The sequence below is a fragment of the Burkholderia mayonis genome (assembly GCF_001523745.2).
GTDB lineage: Bacteria > Pseudomonadota > Gammaproteobacteria > Burkholderiales > Burkholderiaceae > Burkholderia > Burkholderia mayonis.
This window is the reverse complement of the sequence record NZ_CP013386.1, coordinates 3,177,939-3,191,950: the sequence shown is the minus strand read 5'-3', so window position 1 is coordinate 3,191,950 and position 14,012 is coordinate 3,177,939. Positions and strand designations below refer to the sequence as shown.

Below are 14,012 nucleotides of genomic sequence, written 5' to 3'. Positions count from 1 at the left end.
CATGCAAGCGCATGCAATCGAACGAGCCGCGGCATCGCGAGGATGTCGATCGCGACGCGGCGAAGGAGGCGTGATGAACGATTATTTTCGCGATCGCGTCGATGCGGGCAGGCAGCTCGCCGCGCATCTCGCCGATTATGCGAACCGCAGCGACGTCATCGTGCTCGCACTGCCGCGCGGCGGCGTGCCGGTCGCGTACGAAGTCGCGAAGGCGCTGCACGTGAAGCTCGACGTGCTGATCGTCAGGAAGCTCGGCGCGCCCGGCAATCCGGAACTGGCGATGGGCGCGATCGCGACGGGCGGCGTCGTGCTGCTCGAGCAATCGGTGCTGCGCGCGATGCACGTGTCCGAACGCGAGCTCGCCGACACGATCGCGCGCGAGCGCGACGAACTTGCACGGCGCGAGGCCGCGTATCGCGGCGATCACGCGCCGCCCGACGTCGAAGGCCGGACCGTGATCGTCGTCGACGACGGGATCGCGACGGGCTCGACGATGCTCGCCGCAATCGAAGCGGTGCGTGAGCGCAAGCCGGCGAAGCTCGTCGCGGCGGTGCCGGTCGCATCGCCGAGCAGCGCAGAGAAGGTAAAGGCGGCGGCGGACGCGATCGTCTGCGTGATGCGGCCGGACTGGCTGATGGGCATCGGCCAGTTCTATCGGGACTTCGATCAGACGAGCGACGACGAGGTGCGGGCGCTGCTCGGCCGCGCGCGCAAGTGGGAGCGGCCGGGCGAAGGAGATGCTTCGACGGCCGGCCCCGACTGAATGCGGCCGGCCGCGCGATGTCCGATCAACCCGCGGCGGCGGCCTTCGCGGTCGCTTCGTTCGCGCTCGGCTCGGCGGGCGCGGTCGTCAGCGGCTGCAGCGCCGGCGCGAGCGATTTCAGCAACTGCACCGCCATCGCGCTCGTGAAATCGTAACGCGCCGCGTACGGCTCGTGGACGTAGGCGGTCAGCACGCCGAAGAATCGATCGTCGAGCGAGAACGCGAACGTCGCGCTCCGATTGACCTTACGCGATTCGATCAAGCGCGCGCCGCGCGCGTACACGTTGAAGCGCTGGTCGCCCGTGCCGGTCTTGCCGTACACGGGCAGCGTCAGGCCGTCGGGGAACGTCAATCCCTGGGCGAGACGGCGGCCCGTGCCTTTCTGCACGACGTCGCCGAGCAGCGCATGCACCTGGTTCGCGATCTCCGGTGACAGCAGCGGTTGCGGCTGCGCGGCCGCGCGAACGAAACGTGTCTCGTACGGCGTGCCGTGCGCAAACTCGAGCGACGCGATCCGCTCGTTCGGCACCTTCGCGCCGTTGTTCGCGATCAGGCCGACGAGCTTCGCGAGCGCGGCCGGCTGATCGCCCGACGCGCCGATCGCCGTCGCGTACGACGGCGTCAGATGATCGAACGGATAGCCGAGCGCACGCCACGATTCGCCGATCGCGTCGTACGCGCGCAGCTCGACCATGCGCTTGATGCGGCGATCCTGCGTCGCGTGATAACGCGTCTTGAAGAGCCACGCGTACGACGTGATCCGCGCGTCGCGGCTCGCCTTCTGCACGTCGTCGAGCGACGCGCCCGGATGCCGGCGCAGATACGCTAGGGTCCACAGCGCGAGCGGATGCACGCCGGCGATGTAGCCGCGATCGTTGAGGTTGAATCGGTCGATCGCATATTTCGCATAGAGCTTTTCGAGCGTGTCGTCCGACAGTTTCGCCGCGGCCGGCGTACCGTGCAGCGCGGTGCGCATCTTTGCGTCGAACCACGCGCGCGGTTGCTCGGGCGCGACGCTGCGCAGCACCGTCGCGACGCGCGGCGGCGACTTGCGCACGTTGTCGAGCATCGCGGCGAGCGCGTCGTCGCCGGGCTTGCCCGCGTACTTCGTGTAGAAGCGCTTCACGTACACGCGGCTCTCTGCGTCGACGAAGCGCAGCAGATAGCGCTGGCGCTGCGCGGGATCGTCGAGCCACGACGCCGATGGCCCGCTCGTGCGGAGCATCTCGTAATGGACGATGTCGCGCATCAGCCGCACGAACACGAGGTTCACCGAGTTCTGGAACGCGACGTGCACGGTCAGGATCCTGCCGTTGTCGGATTTCTCGAAATTCGTGAAGCTCTGTGCGCCGCCGCCCGTGTAGAACGTCTCGCCCGGATTTGCCGAATACTTGCGCTCGACGGCCGCCGCGAGCATCGCCGGCAGCGAACGGTCCGGCGTGTGCGCGAGATAATCGAGCGACCAGCGCGTGAGCGCATCGGTCGGATCGGGCTTCACCTTCGCGAGCTCGGCCGCGCTCATGTCCGCGTAGCGCGTGTGCAGCTCGGAGATGATCTGCAGATACGTGACGATCGTGCGCAGCTTGGCGGTCGAGCCGAGGTTCAGGCGCGCGCCCTGGTTGATGTCGAACGGCTGGTCGACGCTGTCGGTCTGTACGCGCAGCAGGTTCGCGCCGTTGCGGCGCTCGTAGAGCGTGAAGCTGTACAGGATCTTCGACGGATCGTCGCCCGGGCGCAGCATCTCGAAGCCGTAGAGACCGGCCTCGCGCGCGCCGTCGCGCGTCGCCGCGCGCGCGAGGCCCGCGGCGACCGCCTGCTGCACCTTGTCGTTCAGCGTGTCGGTCGCGCGCAGGTCGAGGCGGTCGAGCTGGTAGACGTTGTCGATGCCGAGCGCGCCGAGCAGGTGCGAGCGCGCGGACGTCACCGCCTTGCGCGTGACGAACGACTGCGCTTCGGTTGCGGCGGGCGCCGCGCTGCGCTCGATGTGCGCGGCAAGCGCGGCGTCGCGCAGCGCGGGCGTGATCACGCCGCCTGTCGCGAGCAGGCGCAGGTAGCTGTCGGTGAGCCGCTGCAGCGTCGGGTAGCCGCGATTCAGGAAGTACGACGGCGCGCGCTGCGCGATCATCAGCGACAGCACTTGCCGGAACGCCATCCCTTGTGCGTCGACGTTGTCGGGCGTCGTCGGCGCGGCGAGCAGCCGGTTCGCTTCATCGAAGTCGCGGCCGTACCACGCGGTGAGGCCGTCGCCGATGCCCGTGATTTCGCCGACGCGCGCGCGCGCGGCGAGCGGCACCGAGTTCAGGTAATGGACGACGATCGCTTGACGCGCGGCCATCGTCTGCGGCCCGTTCAGATACGCGCGCACCGATGCCGACGCGATCTGCCGGAGCTTCTCCGACGGCGTCGCGGTGCGGCCGTCGGGCGAGTGGCGGAATTTCTCGAGTTGCGTCGCGAGCGTGCTGCCGCCGGGCGTCGCCTGATGGCGGTTCACGAAGCGCAGCGCCTGGTCGGCGAGCGCGCGGCTGAAACGCCCCCAGTCGAGCGCCGGATTGCGGTTTGGCTGGTTCGGATCGAGCAAATAACGATCCTCGATGAAGAGGAGCGATTGCACGATGAGCGGCGGGATCGTCTCGAAGTCGCGGTAGACGCGGTGCGGATAGGCGACGCCGAAGAGCGGCGAGCCCGTCGAGTCGACGATCGACAGGCCGGCCTGGTCTTTTTCGTCGTACGGCAGGAAGAGGCCGTCGTCGGCGAGCGACAGCATCCGGTCGGACGCGCGCGCCTGCGACGCGACGACGAAGCCGTGCGACAGCAGCCGCTGCTGGAACGACGGCAGCAGCGCATAGCCGAGACGCAGGTCGTATGGGCCGTTTTCGGGGAAGCGGATGCGGTCGCTCGCGCCTTCGTCGACGCTGTAGCCGACGTCGCGCGTCAGTTCAGACAAGAAGCGCGCTTGCAGCCGGGAGGTCTCGATCTCGATCTGGACGAGGCGCGCGACGATCGCGAGCGCGACCGCGACGATCGCGATCAGCGACCACTTGAGCGCTTTCCAGAACGACAGGGTTCCGGTCGGGCGAAGGGGAATCCGAATCAGCGGCCGATTCATGGCGGCGTCTCCCGGCGGGCGCCGGCACTTGCCGAGCCCATTTTGCTTAGTTTAGTACTGAATTGTGGAAATCACGCTACGGATTGACTCGGAAAAACCACAATCCGTGGAAACGTGTCCGCGTTCGCGCGGCATATGGCGCGACATGTGCGGCGACGCTCGGAAATGGTGCGGCGCGGACTGGTCATACGGATCGAGGTTCGCGACTTGAGCCTTCGCTGACCCTTCGTCGACGATTCAGGCGATCGCGTAACGCACCGTCCATCGGATCCTCGCACTGAACGCACGCGGCGAGCGGCGGCATCCGGCGGTGCGCCTTCACAAAATCGTGTAGCTTCGCTCGCCGTGCGGATCGGCGAGCGAAGCTACACGAGCTGCGCGATCCCGCCGCGCGGCGCGCATCGATACAGTTCGCGGCCCGTGTCCCGCGAATACACGACGAGCTGGATGAAGCCGCCGCGCGGCGCGTGCAGCGCAACGAAGCTGTCCATCACGTCAATGAACACCTTCAGGCTGCTCATGACGAACGCCGCTTCGTTCAACGTCAGCGCGACCTCGATGCCGCGCACGAACGTCGGCATCGGCTTCACGGCCATCCAGCGCACGGCGGCCTTGTGATCGAGCTTCACGATGCCGTCGATCGGCGGAACCGCGCTCGACGCGCGCGCTGCGTACTGAACGAGCAGCGATGTCAGCGCGCCGAGCCCCGACGGCTGCTGCGGCAGCGCGTGCGGCGTCATCGCCGCGATCAAACGCCAGAGCGCGCCGTGGTCGCGCGGGAGCCGGCGGGGCTGCGCCGGCCGGCGCAGGATCGTGATTTGGCCCGGCAGATTGTCCTTCTCGTTGAGCAAGTCGCCTTCGGGATCGCCGATCGGCAGCGTCTGCGGATAGCCGCCGTTCGTGCCGTTCAGCTCGACGTTCAACTGAGCGCCGCGACGCTTGACGGGCGCGCCGTCCGCGTCGATGAGCCTGAGCGACGCGGGTGAGGTCGATTGCGCGCCGTCTGCGCACGGATCGCGCTCGGCGATCCGGTAGACCTGCTCGTCGCGACCACGCCGCCCATGCAGCAGCGAGCGATACGGCGTCACGTCGAGGTTCTCCCCTTGCTCGCCTTCGCGCGCGATGCGCACCGCGTCGATCGATCGCACTTCGATGCCGTTCGACTTCAGTGCCCGCGACGTGACGCGATGTGCGGTCGCAGCGTCTCGCAGCGAGATCGGCATCGCATCCTGGCTGAACAGATTGACGATCGGCGGGCAGAAGAGACGCAGGTTCGAAGCGGAAAGCGTGTCGAGCACGTGCGCATGCGACGAATCCATTGCGAGGTCGACGACGGGCAGGTGCAGCGAGATGCGCCTGCCCGTGCCGGTGGCGCGCGCGATACGCGCGACGTCGATGTCGACGAAATCGAATTTGGCCGGGAATGCGAAATATTCCATCAATAGCCGGAACGGCGATGCGCTGTGCGCGGAATCGAGCAGCGCGCTTTCGTCGGTGAATCCCACCGGCGCGAGCGGCGCCTTCGACAGCGGTTTCCAGCGCCCGTCGCCGTCGGGCTCGACGAACGCGGTCGGCACGCGCATCGCGAACGCGTCAAGGCGCGCGGCGACGAGCGGCGCATCGCCGTGCAGGTGCACGCGCAGGCTGCGCGCGCGGCGCAGCGAGCACAGGCTGGGCGGTCAGCGAATCGAACGTGATCGACACAATGCCGGTCGACGACGGCGGCATCCGCGCGGCGGACGGCGCGGCCGACGCCGGGCGATAGCGTGCGTCGACGATCGTCACGGGCGCGAGTGCGACGTCTACGCGGCGCGGAACCGGTTCGCGCCGACCCCGCTTTCGAGCGTGGCGCCGCGCCGGATCGTCACGCCTTCTGTCAACTGGCTGAACGTCGACGCCGCGCCGAATTGCGCGATCGCTCACGCGGGAAACGGACGCAGATAATCGGGGCATGTGATTTCGAGTAGTGCATTCGGTGAATGCCGGGTAGTCGTCGTCGAGCGACTCGCCGATCTGCGCGCCGAGCAGCGCGAACGACTGGAGCATGCGCTCGACGTGCATATCGTCGCTGTGGCCATCGGCGATGCCGAAGCGCGTCGCGATCTTCGGATGGCGCATCGCGAATTCGCGCACCGCGTTGCGCAGCAGCGCGATTTCGCGTTCGTAGTGGGGGAGGAGGTCGTTCATTGGAAAGAGCCGATCCGGGTTCGAGCCGATTCGCGTGATCGCATGCGGGGCGCTGTCACGCGCGCTGCGCGGGCGCGCCGGGGCCGACGGCGTGCCGCTTGCGGCGGATGGCGGCCGGGTTCCCGGAATTCAGGCGAGGATGATTTCGCGTCATTCATTAAGTGCCGGATGATGGCGTTGCCGTCGGGGTCATCGGCCGCGCGGCGCGTTCGAATGCGACGCACGCGCGTCGTGGCGAATCTCGAAGCAGCGAACGAGAAGTCGCTACCGTCATTTTCCGGATAGGCATCGAGCGGCCATATTATTGCCGCTTTTTCGTTCGAATCGACGTCCGCGGAATTATCGAATGCTAACGGACGATCGCTGCTTGCAGCCGCATCATTAAACCAGAATTGACTGGGGTAACGATGAACATTCGAGGTGATCATGCGACTGCATGATACGAAAGGTATTTTTAATGTTTGAAGCGGTCGGTATGACAATCGCTGAGACGACGTTGTCCGGCCCGCGTCCATGCCCGGCGATTTTCGGTGCAACGGCGGATTATCGTAACCATTCGTTGTCTCGTTCGATATGGCACGCTCGATCCGTTCATCGAATTGAAACATCTGACGGTGGCGGCTGATTGTCGTTTGGTTTGCGTCGGCATGTGCAAACGGCTGCAGCGCGATTCGCCATATTGGCGAGTGCCGGAAGCGCAAGAAGGATCAACCGTATCGGCGCGTGCGCGAGCGCAAAAGCCACCGCTTCTTCGGCGCGCGGTGCCTTGACGGAACGCGCGCTGCTGCCGGATATTCGAGGCAGGTCGCGCGGATGACATGACACGCGATCAAGCTGTCGGCGAAGATGTGACGATCGATGTCGACGCGCGGCGCCAGGCCGCCTTCGGCGCGTGAAGAAAGCACCGAAGACGGCGCCGATTCACCGCTCAACCCGCAAGCGCGGCCGCCCTTCGCCCGGAATCGGGCAGGCGGCGCGCCGGCGCAACTCACGGATTCGCGCAACCATGGCCTCGACCCGGAACCGCATGCGGCGCCACCTGAAGATCCTGTCAGGCCTGATCCTGCTCTGCTTGCTGCTCGCGATCGCGGGCGCGGCGGCGTATCTGCGTTCGAGTCTCCCGCAGCTCGACGGCGAGGTCCGCGCACCGACGCTCGGCGCGCCGATGACAGTCGAGCGCGATGCGTTCGGCGTGCCGACGATTTCCGCGCGAGACCGGTTCGACGCCGCTTACGGGATCGGCTATCTGCATGCGCAGGACCGCTTCTTCCAGATGGACCTGCTGCGCAGGAGCGGCGCGGGAGAGCTGTCGGAGCTGTTCGGGCCGATCGCGCTCGACGTCGATCGCGATCATCGTCTGTTCCGATTCCGCGCGCTCGCTGCGGCCGTCGTCGCGCATTTGCCGCCCGACGACCTGCGCTTGCTGCAGCGCTACACGCAAGGCGTCAACGACGGTCTGGCGGCGCTGCGCGCGCGCCCGTTCGAATACGCGCTGCTGCGCATGCAGCCGCAGCCGTGGCGACTCGAAGATTCGATGCTCGTGATCTGGGCGATGTACTTCGATCTGCAAGGCCGGCTCGCGTCGCGCGAGTTCGCGCGGCACTGGCTGCAAGTGCACTCGACGCCCGAGCAGCTCGCGTTTCTGCTGCCGTCGTCGAGCCGATTCGATGCGCCGCTCGATGCGTCGGGCGTCGCTGCGCCGGTCGCGCGGGTCAGCGCGGCCGCGCCCGCGTGGCTGCGCGAAGCGGGACCCACCGCGCCGATCGACAGCGTGTCGCTCGACGAACGATCGTCGGTCGGCAGTAACAACTGGGTGCTCGCGGGCAGCCGCAGCGTGCGCGGCGCCGCGATCGTCGGCGACGACATGCATCTGTCGCTCGGCTTGCCGAACATCTGGTATCGCGCGGCGTTCACGTCGTCGGGCGGCGCGAGGCCGGCGACGCGCGTCGTCGGCGTGACGCTGCCCGGCTTGCCGGCCGTCGTCGTCGGCAGCAACGGGCGCATCGCATGGGGCTTCACGAACGGCTACGCGAACTGCCTCGATCTCGTGCCGCTCGAGCGCGACGCGCGCGATCCGCGCCGCTTCAGGCTCGGCGACGGATGGCAGACCGCGCGCGAGAGCATCGAGACGATTCGCGTCCGCGGCGGCGCACCCGTCGATCTGACCGTGCTCGAGACGACGGCCGGCCCCGTGCGCGACATCGGCGGCAAGTTCTATGCGGCGCACTGGATCGCGCAGTCGAGCGGCGCGGTGAATCTGGCATTCGCGCGGATGACCGGTGCGGCCAGCATCGAGGATGCGATCCGGATCGCCAACGCGGCGGGCCTTCCCGCGCAGAACATCGTGATCGGCGACAGCACGGGGCGCATCGGCTGGACGATCGCGGGCGCGTTGCCTGACCGCAGGAGCCGGCCGGACAGCGGCGCTTTGTCGTGGCAGGCGGCGCTGCCGCCCGACGCGTATCCGCGCATCGTCGATCCTGCCGGCGGTCAGTTGTGGACAGCGAACAACCGGCAATTGGCGAGCGATGCGTACCGGTTGATCGGCGACGGCGGCGCGGACCTCGGCGCGCGCGCGCGCCAGCTGCGCGACGGCCTGACGGCGCTCGGCCGCACCGACGAGCGGTCCGCGTACCGGCTCGATCTCGACGATCGCGCGCGCTTCATGTCACCGTGGCGCGACCGGGCGCTGCGCGTGCTCGACGATGCGGCGCTCGCCGGCCATCCGGCGCGCGCGGAATTCCGGCGGCTGCTCGTGAACGGCTGGACGGGACGGGCGAGCATCGATTCGGTCGGGTACACGCTCGCGCGCGGCTATTTGCATCGGCTCTACGACGTGATTTTCGGCAGTCTCGACGCGCGGCTGAAGCAGCAGCAGCCCGACGCCGACTACGCATTGGCGAATCCGCGCTGGCCGGTCGTGATCGCGCGGCTGCTCGACGAGCAGCCCGCCGCGTGGCTGCCGCCCGACGCGGCGAGCTGGCGCGACGTGCAACTGACGGCGATCGATCGGACGATTGCCGCACTGACCGGGACGGGCGCGCCGCTCGCCGACGCGACCTGGGGCGAGCGCAACACGCTGCGGATCGCGCATCCGTTCGCGCGCAGCGTGCCGCTCGTGGGACGCTGGCTGTCCGCGCCCGCCGACCAGGTGCCGGGCGACGCGAACATGCCGCGCGTCGCCGGACCGAAGTTCGGGCAGTCGGAGCGGATCGTCGTGTCGCCGGGGCACGAGGAGGACGGCCTCTTCAACATGCCGGGCGGGCAGAGCGGGCATCCGCTCAGCCCGTTCTTTCTGGCGGGCCATGAGGCGTGGGTGAAGGGCGAGCCGATGCCGTTCCTGCCGGGGCCGACCGAGCATACGCTGCGCTTTGCGCCTTAGTTCGGCGCACGAATGATCGACCTCGTTCGACCTCGATCGGCGACGATGCCGGTCGAGGCCGCCGCCGAATCGACCGCATCCGGATGCGGACCCTTGCCGTGCGAAATGCCCGACTATTCGGCGAAAGCGAATAGTCGCGAAGCGGCTTGAATCGGGGCTGCCGCGTGCTCTATTCTGCCCAGTTGACGATTCGAAGGGGGATAGCATGGACCGCATCCAGGCAATGGAAGTCTTTACCCGCGTGGTCGATGCGAACAGCTTCACGCGGGCCGCCGAGACGCTCGGGATGCCGCGTGCGTCGGTGACGACGATCATCCAGAATCTCGAGGCGCTGCTCGGCGTGCGCCTGATGCATCGGACGACGCGTCGGCTGTCGCTGACGCCGGAAGGCGCCGCGTACTACGAACACTGCATCAAGATCATCACCGAGATCGCGGAGACGGACGCGAGCTTTCAGGTCGGCAACCGCAAGCCGAGCGGCGCGCTGCGCGTGCACATGCCGAGCTCGCTCGGACGGCGGCTCGTGATTCCCGCGCTGCCGATCTTCCATCAGCGCTATCCGGACATCGTGCTCGATCTGGGATTGTCCGATCGTCCGGTGGATCCGGTCGAAGAGGGGATCGACTGCATGATTCGCATCGGGCCGCTCGAGGATTCGTCGATGGTCGCGCGCCGGATCGGGATGCTCAAGCGCGTCACCTGTGCGTCGCCCGACTACCTGAAGCGCTTCGGCGAGCCGCAGGAGATCGCGGAGCTGGCTGCGCACCACGCTGTGAATTTTCGCGCGAGCCATGGTTCGCGGCCGGTGCCGTGGGTGTTCGTGATCGACGGCAAGCCGGTCGAGGTCAAGCTGAACGGCGTCGTGACCGTCAACGATTCGGATGCCTACGTGACCTGCGGCGTCGAAGGCTTCGGCATGATCCAGCCGACGCTGTTCATGGTGCTGCCGCACCTGTTCGACGGATCGCTGCTGGAAGTGCTGCCGGGCTTCAATCCGAAGCCCAAGCCGATTTCGATCGTCTATCCGAACAACCGGCATTTGTCCGCGAAGGTTCGCGTGTTCGCCGACTGGATCGCGGAGTTGTTCGACTCGACACCTGCGCTCGAAGGCGGCGAAGACTGGCGCGGCGGCGTGGCGGCGCGCGAACGGAAGGCGAGCCGCGGGCAGGTCGCGGCGTAGCGGTTGCGTCGAGCGGGTTCGCATGCATCGAATGCGCGCCGACGCAACGGTCGCGTGCGCATGAAAGGCCGCGATCGTTTGAGGAGCCGGCCGACGACGCTGCTGAGCGTGTCCAGATGAATCGGCTTGGGGATGAATTCGCCGAAGATCGTCTGATCCCCTTTGAGAATGGCCGATTCGTACACGCTCACGCCGAGTATTGCCGTCTTCCTGCCGGTGTCGCCGGATCCACCTGAATGCCCAGGGCCGTCAGCATCGAGCCCGACGTTTCGCGCGCGTTCTCGTTGTCGTTGACAACTGCGAGGATGCGCCGCAGAAAGCGTCTGACCTGCCGTGCCTCATCGGCACGACGAGCGCGACGCCATGCACGGCGCACTCCTTTAGATGGCCGTCAACAAGCTGCTGGCGTGCTGCTGCATACGACATTCACGAGCGTCACGATGTTGCCGCTCGTGAACGGGGACGCGCCTTGCTGTTTCACCGTAGTGTCCGTATAGCCCCAGCTCGTCACGCCGACCACGGTGTTGTGTGCGGACGCGTTGCCGAAAGCCGTGCCGTTGAGCGCCGGCGGCATGCCAAGATTGACGAGCCACGGGCCGCCGCTCGATCCTCCAGTCATCAGCGATCCGATGATCGTGTTGTTCGAGTAGCTGGATGACACGAAACCTTGCGATTCGTTGCGCTCCATGTAGACGCCATTATCCAGCGCCACGGGGTAACCGAGTTGGTCGATCAAAGCGAGTCCTGACGGATTGTAGCTGTAGCCGTTCCATCCATAGCCATACCATCCGGTGCGATTGCCCGCGTACGATCCTCCTTGCGGAACCAGCACGATCACAGCCACGTCGTCTTGGCAGACGACGCCGGCAACGGCGCATGGATCGGTGCCGTCGTAGTAGGACGTCATGATGGTCGCGGATGCCCCGCTCCACACGCCATAGGGCGCAGTTCCGTTGCTATAGTCGGGAACGAATACCCAGTTCGAGTAGAACTGTCGTTGGCCGAAATTCGCCACGCAATGCGCTGCCGTGACGACAACACCCGGCTTGATGAGGGATGCGGAACACAGATAGGTTGCCGAGCCGATGTTGAAGAACAACTTACCGGCTGGACGGAACGGATAGTAATACTGGGTATTGTCTCCGTATGCGTTCACTTGGCTGGTGGTGTACGGCTGATTAGACGATCCGTACTCTTGCGGTTCGATTCCGCCCTGATTCAAGTTCACGGGGGCCACTAGTTGCACCGGCCGCTGCTTGCCGTCTCCAGCGCCGCCTCGCGCGTAACCAGGCATGCCGAGAGCCGGCTTGGCGTTGTACATCAGCGAATCCAACATCGTGGGCGGCGCCAGGATCGGTTTCGGCAGCGGCATCGGCAGAGCGTTCTTGAAATCGATCCCAGTAACTTGTAGACCGCGCTCCGGCAACGTGATTTGCGTCACGCCTCCTTGCGTTTTGATTAGCTGGGCAAGCGCGCTGGTCGCGATCAGTGAACTGACCGCGGCAAAAGTGATTTTTTTGATCAAGTTGTTCATTTGAATCTCCTGTCGCATATTTTGAATGATTTCCCGAGATTCGAAATTTATGCAGAATTTTAAAGCGCCCCTCGGTTTGCATGAAAGTTATGCCGGGCGAATTAAATGCTCTGCGAGGTTGTCGTATGGGGTGGTGATCCCAATGAACTCTCTTTGTTGTTCTTGGTTGGTCGAATTGATGGAGTGGCGGGTTGTTTTTTAAATTGGCATTTAATATTTTGCGTCGGATCGGGGTGATATGGTGTTGATTGGAATTGGTTTTTTAAGTGGTGGCCGTATTGTGGTTGAGGCAATGTATTTTTAATGGTGTCGATATGATGCGTGCTTTGTCTTGTTGAAAGGAAGTGTAGATCTGCTTTTCATTTTATTTTCGATGGTGGATATTATATTTTTTCATGATGATTATTATTTTTTGTAATTAGAATTCGATTTCCGTGGCCGCCCAAATTTCCTGCGAGAAATGGTAGTGCCGGCACCCGGCGCTCACGGATGGCAGGCAGGCGGCCCGCCTGATCCTGTGTGGGATCGCGGTATGGAGCAAGATGTATGGTCGAGCGCGGCCGCGACGGCGCGGCATCGTGCAGTCAGGCGAATTCTTCGCGTGGGCGAGCCCCGGCGCGCTGTGCGACTGCGAGGTATACCCGCCGCGCGTGTTCCCGTTCCGTTTGCCGTTGCCGAGGCGTCATGCCACGGGGAAATCACTTGATGCGGCATGAGATGTCGTGCGGCTCGACGGGCGCTTTCAGGCCTTTCTGGCGGATCTGGGCGATGCGCGACAGCCGCTCGTCGAAACCGATCGCGAGGCCCGTGTCGTCGACGCCGATTCGCAGATAGCGGGTGGTGCGCAGCTCCCGAAACATCCTCTTGTGCTCCACGCGGCCAGCCTTGTCGCGCGAGCGTTTCCCGCCGCGCTTTACTTTCCGCGGCTTATACGCGGATTCGTCCGGATTCTGCTGCGCGGCGACGCAGATCGCGGCCGAGCTCGTTCGGCGATGGATGGCGGGCGGCAGGCGACAGTTTGGCGAGCAGCGCGCCGGCCCATTTTTCGAGCGTGTGAAGATCGTCCGTCATGGCGGCCACGCGTCGGCCGCCGTCGATATGCTCGACTGTCCGATCGCCGTTTTCGTCCGTTCCGACCACGATGCTTCCGGAAGCTTCACCTTAATCGCGAGGCCGGCCGCGTTGCTCGACAGAATATCTGCGATGAATGTCATGCCGTTGCGTTGCTCTTCCCGATTCGTGGCTCCGTTGAAATTTGAGTGGGGTGTGCGGCATGCAGGTTGATCGAAGCGAAGTCGAGCTTGCCGGCGATCGGGAACAGCACGGTACGCATGGTGGTAAGTTTGGCGTAACCGCGCGCGCGTCGCTTGGCGGCCTGAAACAGGCCGTTGAGCGCTTCCAGGAAACTGTTGGTCTGACGCGTTTGCGTGCAGGCGGCGATGCCGTCGAAATGCTTGCGGATCATGCGTACAGCGAGGGCCGAGCCGATCTCGGCGCCGGATAGCACGGCAGCGGCGCCGCTCATGGCGCCGGCCGCTGCGCCGACGGCGCTGCAGATTCGCCGCGCGATATGCCGTTGCTCGGTGCGGTACGGCTCGCACGAAGGACACGGTCAGACCGGATCGCGTTTGCCGGGCCGAAAGCGCGGCGATTTCCCTTCGTCGGGCTCAGGCGGCTGGCGCAGCCCCTACGGACGTTGCGACCACGTGCCGTCCCCGTCTTCGTAAGGGAAGAACGGGGGAACGCTCGCGCATGGACTGCATGGGGCAAGGCGTCTACCCGCTCGTGTGCAAGTTCTTCCCGGCCGCGGTCGCGCTGAACTACTCGCCCGAGGTGAAACCCCTGTGAACGCCGGTCCAA

General features: G+C 65.6%; 8 protein-coding genes and 4 pseudogenes. 3 read left to right on the top strand and 9 right to left on the bottom strand.

Features of this window, described 5'->3' with window-relative positions:
* Positions 1–73 precede the first annotated feature (73 nt).
* Positions 74–763, top strand: a complete 690-nt coding sequence (locus WS70_RS15400) for a phosphoribosyltransferase (RefSeq protein ID WP_059469063.1) — start codon at positions 74–76, stop codon at positions 761–763.
* 25 nt (positions 764–788) lie between these two features.
* On the opposite strand, the gene WS70_RS15395 is transcribed toward WS70_RS15400, so the two are convergent.
* The 5 genes from WS70_RS15395 to WS70_RS31590 all read right to left on the bottom strand — a co-directional run bounded on the left by WS70_RS15395 (position 789) and on the right by WS70_RS31590 (position 7,060).
* Complete coding sequence (locus WS70_RS15395; protein ID WP_059597745.1) at positions 789–3,869, bottom strand: transglycosylase domain-containing protein; 3,081 nt, start codon at positions 3,867–3,869, stop codon at positions 789–791.
* 365 nt (positions 3,870–4,234) lie between these two features.
* On the bottom strand, positions 4,235–5,506 hold the full coding sequence (gene tssF, locus WS70_RS15390) for a type VI secretion system baseplate subunit TssF (protein ID WP_250645204.1): 1,272 nt from the start codon (positions 5,504–5,506) through the stop codon (positions 4,235–4,237).
* Positions 5,463–6,056, bottom strand: coding sequence for a type VI secretion system baseplate subunit TssF (locus WS70_RS33425; RefSeq protein WP_250645203.1), 594 nt, complete (start codon positions 6,054–6,056; stop codon positions 5,463–5,465). Before WS70_RS33425 ends, tssF begins: the two co-directional genes overlap by 44 nt.
* The gene (locus tag WS70_RS32145; protein ID WP_162498965.1) at positions 6,053–6,484 is read right to left on the bottom strand and encodes a hypothetical protein; all 432 of its coding nucleotides are present in this window, start codon (positions 6,482–6,484) and stop codon (positions 6,053–6,055) included. Before WS70_RS32145 ends, WS70_RS33425 begins: the two co-directional genes overlap by 4 nt.
* 279 nt (positions 6,485–6,763) lie before the next feature.
* Positions 6,764–7,060, bottom strand: a complete 297-nt coding sequence (locus tag WS70_RS31590; RefSeq protein ID WP_159082908.1) for a hypothetical protein — start codon at positions 7,058–7,060, stop codon at positions 6,764–6,766.
* Between the two features lie 2 nt (positions 7,061–7,062).
* Here WS70_RS31590 and WS70_RS15380 point away from each other — a divergent pair, with 2 nt between their 5' ends.
* Positions 7,063–9,438, top strand: a complete 2,376-nt coding sequence (locus WS70_RS15380) for a penicillin acylase family protein (RefSeq protein WP_059469060.1) — start codon at positions 7,063–7,065, stop codon at positions 9,436–9,438.
* A 205-nt stretch (positions 9,439–9,643) separates the two neighbouring features.
* Positions 9,644–10,618 carry a LysR family transcriptional regulator gene (locus WS70_RS15375; protein WP_059469059.1) on the top strand — a complete coding sequence of 325 codons (975 nt, stop codon included), beginning with the start codon at positions 9,644–9,646 and terminating at the stop codon, positions 10,616–10,618.
* 83 nt (positions 10,619–10,701) lie between these two features.
* Here WS70_RS15375 and WS70_RS33625 read toward each other — a convergent pair.
* The 4 pseudogenes from WS70_RS33625 to WS70_RS15350 form a co-directional block, all read right to left on the bottom strand.
* Positions 10,702–10,916, bottom strand: a pseudogene (locus WS70_RS33625) (hybrid sensor histidine kinase/response regulator AtsR); the annotation flags it as partial.
* Between the two features lie 93 nt (positions 10,917–11,009).
* Positions 11,010–12,164 (bottom strand): annotated as a pseudogene (locus WS70_RS15365) (trypsin-like serine peptidase); the annotation flags it as partial.
* A 713-nt stretch (positions 12,165–12,877) separates the two neighbouring features.
* Positions 12,878–13,223 (bottom strand): annotated as a pseudogene (locus tag WS70_RS15360) (phage virion morphogenesis family protein); the annotation flags it as partial.
* Between the two features lie 139 nt (positions 13,224–13,362).
* Positions 13,363–13,620: pseudogene (locus WS70_RS15350) on the bottom strand (transposase); the annotation flags it as partial.
* Between the last annotated feature and the right edge of the window lie 392 nt (positions 13,621–14,012).